The 7,723-nt window shown below is 28.4% G+C and carries 7 protein-coding genes and 1 other annotated feature; all 7 genes read right to left on the bottom strand.

Going from position 1 to position 7,723, the window contains the following annotated elements; translation table 11 throughout:
* Positions 1-149 precede the first annotated feature (149 nt).
* A complete protein-coding gene (locus J7G74_RS04710) occupies positions 150-668 on the bottom strand; it encodes a CarD family transcriptional regulator (protein ID WP_297132486.1) in 519 nt (172 codons plus the stop codon).
* Between the two features lie 267 nt (positions 669-935).
* Positions 936-2,060 (bottom strand): M20 family metallopeptidase, encoded by a 1,125-nt coding sequence (locus tag J7G74_RS04715; RefSeq protein WP_297132490.1) that lies wholly within the window; start codon positions 2,058-2,060, stop codon positions 936-938.
* Positions 2,061-2,084: 24 nt separating this feature from the next.
* Entirely contained in the window at positions 2,085-3,524 is a 1,440-nt protein-coding gene (locus J7G74_RS04720; protein ID WP_297132494.1) for a YfcC family protein, read from the bottom strand.
* Between the two features lie 300 nt (positions 3,525-3,824).
* Positions 3,825-4,031: a binding site (T-box leader), on the bottom strand.
* A gap of 145 nt (positions 4,032-4,176) precedes the next feature.
* A complete protein-coding gene (locus J7G74_RS04725; RefSeq protein WP_297132497.1) occupies positions 4,177-4,713 on the bottom strand; it encodes a hypothetical protein in 537 nt (178 codons plus the stop codon).
* 1 nt (position 4,714) lies between these two features.
* A complete protein-coding gene (locus J7G74_RS04730; RefSeq protein WP_297132499.1) occupies positions 4,715-5,275 on the bottom strand; it encodes a sigma-70 family RNA polymerase sigma factor in 561 nt (186 codons plus the stop codon).
* Between the two features lie 541 nt (positions 5,276-5,816).
* Entirely contained in the window at positions 5,817-6,539 is a 723-nt protein-coding gene (locus J7G74_RS04735) for an ABC transporter ATP-binding protein (RefSeq protein WP_297132501.1), read from the bottom strand.
* Between the two features lie 2 nt (positions 6,540-6,541).
* The coding region (locus tag J7G74_RS04740; RefSeq protein WP_297132504.1) for a hypothetical protein at positions 6,542-7,723 on the bottom strand (1,182 nt) is incomplete at its 5' end.

Consider the following 7,723-nt stretch of genomic DNA (forward strand, 5'->3'; position numbering starts at 1 on the left):
ATCTAACTCTCACCAAATGTTAGTTCTCTGTATTTAACACCATTGTATTTTTGTCTCCTTCATAGCCTTTACTATGTTTTATTATAGTAGTAATAGTAGCACTATTTTTCTGATAATTCAATCTATTCTTTAATTTTTTTAGAAAAATTTTACATTTTGTTTTTACTAGTAATTTTCATTTCTTCAAGAATAAATGGTAAAACTTCTTCAGGCTCTATCTTTAAGACATGGGCAAATTCATTATGAAGTAGTGTTTGCGCAAAATTTAGTAGATCTTCATCTGCTTTATGAAACTTTCTTCCTAAAGCTATTTGATTTTGTTTATGTGAGTATAATGATTTGATAATTTTTATAATTTCGTCATAATCCCCTTGAGAAATTATTTCCTTATATTTAGATTGGCGTAATTTTTCATTTTCAATCCAAACATCATCCACATCCTCCATAGCTTTTATAAGTTCGTAAACTTTATCTACAGATAAGACATGCCTCATTCTTGATGTTAATTTTTTATTCTTTATAGGTACATATAATATTGAATGTATCCCATAAACAGGCTCTAAAACATAATAATCATTTACATAATCGCCAAATTTCTTTGATGTAATTTCTTTAATTCTACATACTCCCTCTGTACCATATAAAATTATATCATCCACCTTAAACATTTATAATCCCTTCCTTCTAGTATTGATGGTTACTTACATAAAATTATTCTTTATTTATACTTAAAAATAAAAATGATTCTTATAAGCACTAAAAAAACGTGCAGTTTGCATCAACTGGACTTACGTTCCCCTAAGCAAACTACACGTTGTCTAATTATATTGTATCACTCTTTAACATTTCATGTAATAGATTTAAATATTATGATTACAGAGTTTTATTTTCATCACTTACATATCTAAATAAAAATAGCTGTATAATATAAAATTTTATAAATTAACTTTATTAGTCAGTACATCATACCCAGTATAAGCAAGTGCTAAAGATCCTGTTAATAATCTTTCATGACCTAATTTAGTTGTTGTAGCATTTGCCATCTCTACAGTATGACTTGTTACACTACAGCTTGTAATCCCTATAAAAGGATGTATTGTAGGAGTTCTGTGACTTACATTTCCTATATCACTAGATCCACTTTGTCTTGACTCCTTGATATCAGTAATTCCTAGTGCTTTTAAGTTTTCAGTAAATGCTTCTGATAAATTTTCATTAGTCACTAAGTTATCATTAGGTAATTCATATCTTGTCATCTCAAGAGTTGCACCTGTCATAAGTGCTGCCCCTTCTGCAATAGCCTTAACTTTTACTAATAAATCATCTACAGTTTCTTTTTTATCTGCTCTAAAATAAAATTGTGCTGTAGCTTCACCTGGAACTATATTTGCAGCTACTCCTCCATTAGTAATAATTCCATGCATTCTAACATCTGGAGTAACATGTTGACGTAGAGCATCAATACCATTGAATAATTGTATAACACTGTTTAAAGCATTTATTCCATCTTCTGGACAAGCTGCTGCATGAGCTGTTTTTCCTTTATAAGTAAATTGTAACGGATAAAGTGCCATAGACGTTCCACTTTTAGCTGTTACATCTGCTGGATGAACCATCATTGCCACATCTAACTCATCGAAAACACCTTCTTCTGCAAGTACAACCTTCGCTCCATTAGTTTCTTCTGCTGGAGTACCATACACTATTATACGTCCTCCTACTTCATCAATTACTTTACTTAAAACAACACCTGCTCCTGCTGACATAGCGCCAATCATATTGTGACCACATCCATGACCTATAGAAGGAAGGGCATCATATTCACATAAATAACCTATAGTTGGTCCTTCTTTTTTACTATCATAAATTGCTCTAAAAGCAGTTTCTATTCCTAATAATTCTCTTTCTATTTCAAAATCATGCTCTTCTAAAAAACTAGTTAATACTTGAACAGATTTATATTCTTGATTTCCAAGTTCTGGATTGTTGTAAATGTAATCACTTATTTCACATAATTTTGCATGTATTTTTTGTCCTTCTTCAAATAATATGTCCTTCATTTTTATATTCCTCCTAATTTCTTATTAAGCCCATCCTATTGATGATGCTACTGTTATAAATACTATTCCTAGTATGAATAATATAATTTGTAGTGGTATTATCCATTTTAACCATTTAGTATAAGGTACACCTGCTACACCTAAACATGCTATTAATACTCCTGATGTAGGGAACATAGCATTAGAGAAACCATCTCCTAATTGATATATTAAAACTGTTAATTGACGAGATATTCCTACTAAATCACCTAGTGGTGCTAATATTGGCATTGTTAAAGCAGCTTGTCCTGAACCTGAGTTTACAAAGAAATTTATAAACATTTGTATAGGTAACATTAAGTATGCTGCAAGTAAAGATGGTAAATTTCCTAACAAGTTTGATAGATTATATAAAATAGTATCTATAATACTAGCATTTTCAGCTACTATCATTATTCCTCTCGCAAATCCTATCATAACTGCTGGTCCAATCATACCTTTTGCACCTTCTATAAATTCAGTTGCCATTTCATCTGCTGATAATTTACCAATTATTCCACTTATAAGACCTACTGCTAAAAATACTGCTGCTATTTCAGATATCCAGAATCCTTGAGTTAAAACTCCCCATATTATTACTCCTATAGATAAGGCAAGTGTTGATAAAATTATTTTATGAGATATAGTAAAATCACCTGGTTTATCTTCAAGTTTTTGTAAGTCTTTACGTTTTATTTGATCGCTATCATAAACTGGACTTATTGTTGGATTCTTCTTAACTTTCATCGCATACATCATTATAAATAAAGTACCTACTACAGTAGTTATAAACCATACAACACTACGGAATTCTATTCCAGAAAACATTGGTATACCTGCTATAGATTGTGCAATACCTACTGTAAATGGATTAAGCATAGCTGATGAAAATCCAAGTACACAAGCTAAATAAGTAATTGCTACTGCTACAATACTGTCATATCCTAAAGCTAAAGTAAGTGGTGCTAATATTGTTATAAAAGCAACTGCCTCTTCACTCATTCCAAATATCGCTCCACCTAGTGAAAATGTAAAAGTAATAATTGGTATTAATAAAATCTCTTTTCCTCTAAATAAATTTACTATTCTGATTATTCCAAAATCAATAGCTTTAGTTGCTGCTATTAAATTAAATGCTCCACCTATAGCAAATAAAAATGCTATTATCTCTGCTCCATCTACCATTCCCTGTATAGGTGCTTGCAGTACTTTAAATAAATTTTGTGGCTGACTTTCTACATATTTAAATGATCCATCTACAACTATAGTTTTACCAGCTTCATTGACTACTGTTTCATATGCACCTCCTGGTACAAAATAAGTTGCTATTGATACTAGCATAATAATCGCTGCAATAATTACTAAAGTATGTGGTATTTTAATACTATTTTCAGATTTTTTGGTTATTTTAATATTTTTATCTTTTTTAGATTGTAATAATTCCATATATTTTTCCTCCTTCAATTAAAGTTTTAATTTGTGTATGATGGTGTGCCAAACACATCATATTAATAAGAACCTAAAATTATTTGTATATAAATTAGTCTAAATATTAGTCCTTATTTTATATAGTTGAAAATCATGATTTTTTCTATTAAAAAAGCCCCTTAGCATATATGCTAAGAGGCGAAATTCCGCGGTACCACTCTTATTGGTAAATTTCATACAAACCTTAATATAAGTAATAGCAACTAAGTTGGAGTTTATAACTTTCCTTACAACTAAAAAAGCCTCTTGGAATAAAATCCAAGAGGCGAACTATCTCCGCGTTACCACTCTTATTGGTAAAAAACTTACCCACTCAATCTCTTAAGGCGAGAACACCTACTGCCATACTTAATTTCCTGCAGTCTTCTCCAAAGCTCTTTTCACATAATCCTCAATGCCTAGCTTCCACCATCCTAAGCTCTCTGTAAAATTAAATCATGCTACTCTCTTTTTCATAGAATTTCCATATCGTTTTTTCATTATATTATCATATTTTTTTTGTGTCAATACTTTTTTAAAAAAATAATTAATATATAAATTTTTAAAAATCGTAAAAATCTAGTAGATTAAATTTTAATAAGTACTTAAGATAAAATATAATTTTCTAATTTTAATCAATTCTATATTTTCCTATTACAGTTACACCATCTTCTTTATATACAGGTATTATTCTAGGCCCCTCAGCATCCCTTTTTCGTTGGTATTCAATTGCTTCTTCTGGACTATTTGGCTGATTTGCTTCATTATATAAATCTGATTTTCTTACATATCCTTCCACATTATCTAATCCTACTACTGCCATTAAGTCAGGTTCTTCATACTCACCATCTTCTTTTTCAATAAAAGTTCCATAAGTTTCACCATTTTCATTGGTTAAGAAATATCCTCTAATAGTATCTACTGTATGAATTACATCACCAACTGCTGGAATATCCCTTGCATATGAAGGAAATATAGTACCCAAAATACTCAAACTTATAAGACCACAGCTAGCAGCAATTGTAGCTTTTTGCCACTTACTTTTTTTATGTATAGATTTTTTTAAATTACTTTTAACTCTAATTTTCTCTATTTCACTAACCTCTATTTCTTCAAATTCATTTTCATCTATATTTATATCATTTAATAATTCATATATATCCTTCATATTATATAGCCTCCAATCTAATATTTTTTAAGTTTTCTTTGATTTTTTTCTTACTTCGGCATATCTTATTATCTATACTAGCCTTTGTAACATTAAATTTTGTAGCTATATCTTTTGACTTAAATCCTAAGAAGAACTTCATAATAAATATTTCTCTATCCATTGGATCAAGTAAATTAATTGCATTCATCAGTTCTTCTTGATTTTCCATCGTAATAATTTCATCCTCTAGTAAATTATCGTCTTCCATCTTAATAATATCTAATGATATTTCTAATTTTTTAATTTCTTTTCTATAATAATCAATTGCCTTATACTTAGAAATTGCAGCTATCCATTTTCTAAATTCATAACTTTCCCCTGTAAATTTACTCCTATTAAGCCAAACTGAAAGAAAAATATCGTTTATACATTCCTCTATAATAGATTTATTTCTTAAAGGCGAAAGTACCTTATAAATTATCCCTTTTACCAAAGGTAAATATTTATCAACTATATACTCTAAAGCATCTTCTTTACCCCTTTTTAACCTATGTATATAATTATTTTCATTACATGCCATATAAACCTGCTATATATATTTCATAAGTTATCACAATTCAATTATTATCACAAAATTTATATAATACCTTTATATAATATATAACGAATAAAATATCATTTGTTATCACATTATTTTAAATTTTTATTACTGACAATATGTTCTCTATCAATTTACCTCATAAAGGCTGTGACATTTTTGGGACACCCTTTGCTTAAGGTTTTGTACTGTTACTATCACTAATAGTTATATCCATATATTCTACATAGAATCAATTATAATTTATCTATATCTTGCAATATTATTGCTTTTCAATAAATATACAAATTTTAGAAATTTTGTTTTAAATGGCAATTAAATGGGAATATATTAAGTATCATTCTTGAAGTTTATGTTTTAGACAAACTTAAATCCCACTAAGCCTATTCTGAAAAGAATGGCTAAAATCCCATAAAAAGAAGCTAGAAGGAATTTTACCTCTAGCTTCTTTTTTATAGACTAATATAATTTTTTGTTTAACATAGACTATATTTAATTTATTAAGTAGTAATAAGAAAATAAATTATAGTTTTCTCATCTTCTCAATAATTTTCATGTATAGTTTTTCCCTATCATTTTCTCTAATTTCATCTGCTAACATGCCATCCTTTAACCATATTACCCTATTACAATAGCTTGCAATAAGTGGATCATGTGTTATCATTATTAGAGTTTTATTAAGTTCAATATTTGTATTAACCAAAATATTTATTATCATCTCTCCAGTTTTTGAGTCTAAACTTCCAGTAGGTTCATCTGCATAAATAACACTTGGATCGTTTATTAAAGCTCTACAAATTGATGCTCTTTGTTTTTCACCACCTGAAATTTGAGATGGTTTCTTGTTTAATAAATGTTTTATACCTACCTTTTCAGCATAATAGTTACATCTTTCTAACATAACATTTTCTTCTTCTCTATCTATTATCATAGGCAACATAATATTTTCCTGAATAGTTAAACTATCTAATAATCGAAAATCTTGAAATACAAATCCTATATCATTTAATCTCATTTCTGAAATTTCATCACTAGACAAAATGCTTCTATCTTGTCCCTTATAATAAACTGCTCCTTCTGTTGGACTGTCTATAAGACCTAACATTTTTAATAATGTAGTTTTCCCACATCCAGACTTACCCATAATTGCTATGCGCTCGCCTTCTTCAACCTTGAAGTTTAATCCTTTTAAAACCTCAACACTCCCAAATGATTTTTTTAAATCAGCTACTTTTATAATTTCCATAATCACTTACCTCCTATATCTTTAATTAAAAAGCGATATATTATAAAAGTTGATACACCATATACAAGTAAAAAAGATAACATAATACTCATATAAACTTTAGTACTTGTGACTATTTCAAAATAATTAAATCCACGCATGCTTATTGATATTCCTACAAATACTAATGATGTAAGTATTGCTAATATACATGGACCCATTGCAAATAAAAATATTTCTTTTTTTATTGTAAGATTAGTTTTCTTCTTCTTTTCTCCTAAATAACTAAGTATTTCATAACGATTTTTATAGTATGAAATATTTCCAAAAACATGAACAAAAACAATTATAATGCTGGCAATTGTAAAAGTAACAAGAATTGATAAATTTATAATTAGCTTAAATATCTTTTCCCCCTGAAAAGCTTCATATAAATCTTTTCCTTTATACACAGACTGCACAGTTCCATCAATCTGTCTTTCTTCATTATGAGTTTGTTTATAATTATCTAAATAACTTTCTAAACTCTTATCGTTTTTCATATTACTATTAATAGTCATTAAATATTTGATACCATCAGTTTTCTTATACTCACTATTAAAATGTTCATCTGAAAAAACAACTATATTTTCATACATGACATTTGTAAGTCTACCTAATACTACTTCTCTTTTCTCCTCAACTACATCATAATCTAAACTGAAAAAAGTTTTTCTATGCCCAGGATTATAACGCTCTGGCTGACCAATTCTTATAAGTGGCTTTGATCTAATTGCATAAAAATCTAAAGGATGAGCTTTATTAGATTTATCTTCTTGGTACAAAATACAAATTTCCTTATCTTTCAAGTTAATATTTTTACCAGTTAACTTTTCATAAGTACTTTCTGAAATACCAAGATGATGTCCCATAGGTAATGTTTTGTAAAAATCTCCATACCCACCATCTTCTCCTCCAGGTACAGTTACCCTAGCTACAGGATAAATCTCACTTTCAATATCAAATTTATTTTTTATATTTTCAAATTCAGCTTTATCATTTTCATATCCCAAGCATATATAATCATAAGGATAAAGTTCACTACTATCCAAAGGAAATAAAGTTGATATTTGAAATATATATGTGAAAAACATTACAAAAAGTAATGTGTATAGTGCCATAGAGTTTTTTAAATAACTTTTAGGTTTATAATATATAAGATTAAA

This window comes from Terrisporobacter sp. (assembly GCF_017888745.1).
GTDB lineage: Bacteria > Bacillota > Clostridia > Peptostreptococcales > Peptostreptococcaceae > Terrisporobacter.

Excerpts from the sequence above, each read along its gene's own strand:
- J7G74_RS04715 (WP_297132490.1), bottom strand. The coding sequence starts at position 2,060 with ATGAAGGACATATTATTTGAAGAAGGACAAAAAATACATGCAAAATTA.
- J7G74_RS04735 (WP_297132501.1), bottom strand. The coding sequence starts at position 6,539 with ATGGAAATTATAAAAGTAGCTGATTTAAAAAAATCATTTGGGAGTGTT.
- J7G74_RS04730 (WP_297132499.1), bottom strand. The coding sequence starts at position 5,275 with ATGGCATGTAATGAAAATAATTATATACATAGGTTAAAAAGGGGTAAA.
- J7G74_RS04725 (WP_297132497.1), bottom strand. The coding sequence starts at position 4,713 with ATGAAGGATATATATGAATTATTAAATGATATAAATATAGATGAAAAT.
- J7G74_RS04720 (WP_297132494.1), bottom strand. The coding sequence starts at position 3,524 with ATGGAATTATTACAATCTAAAAAAGATAAAAATATTAAAATAACCAAA.
- J7G74_RS04710 (WP_297132486.1), bottom strand. The coding sequence starts at position 668 with ATGTTTAAGGTGGATGATATAATTTTATATGGTACAGAGGGAGTATGT.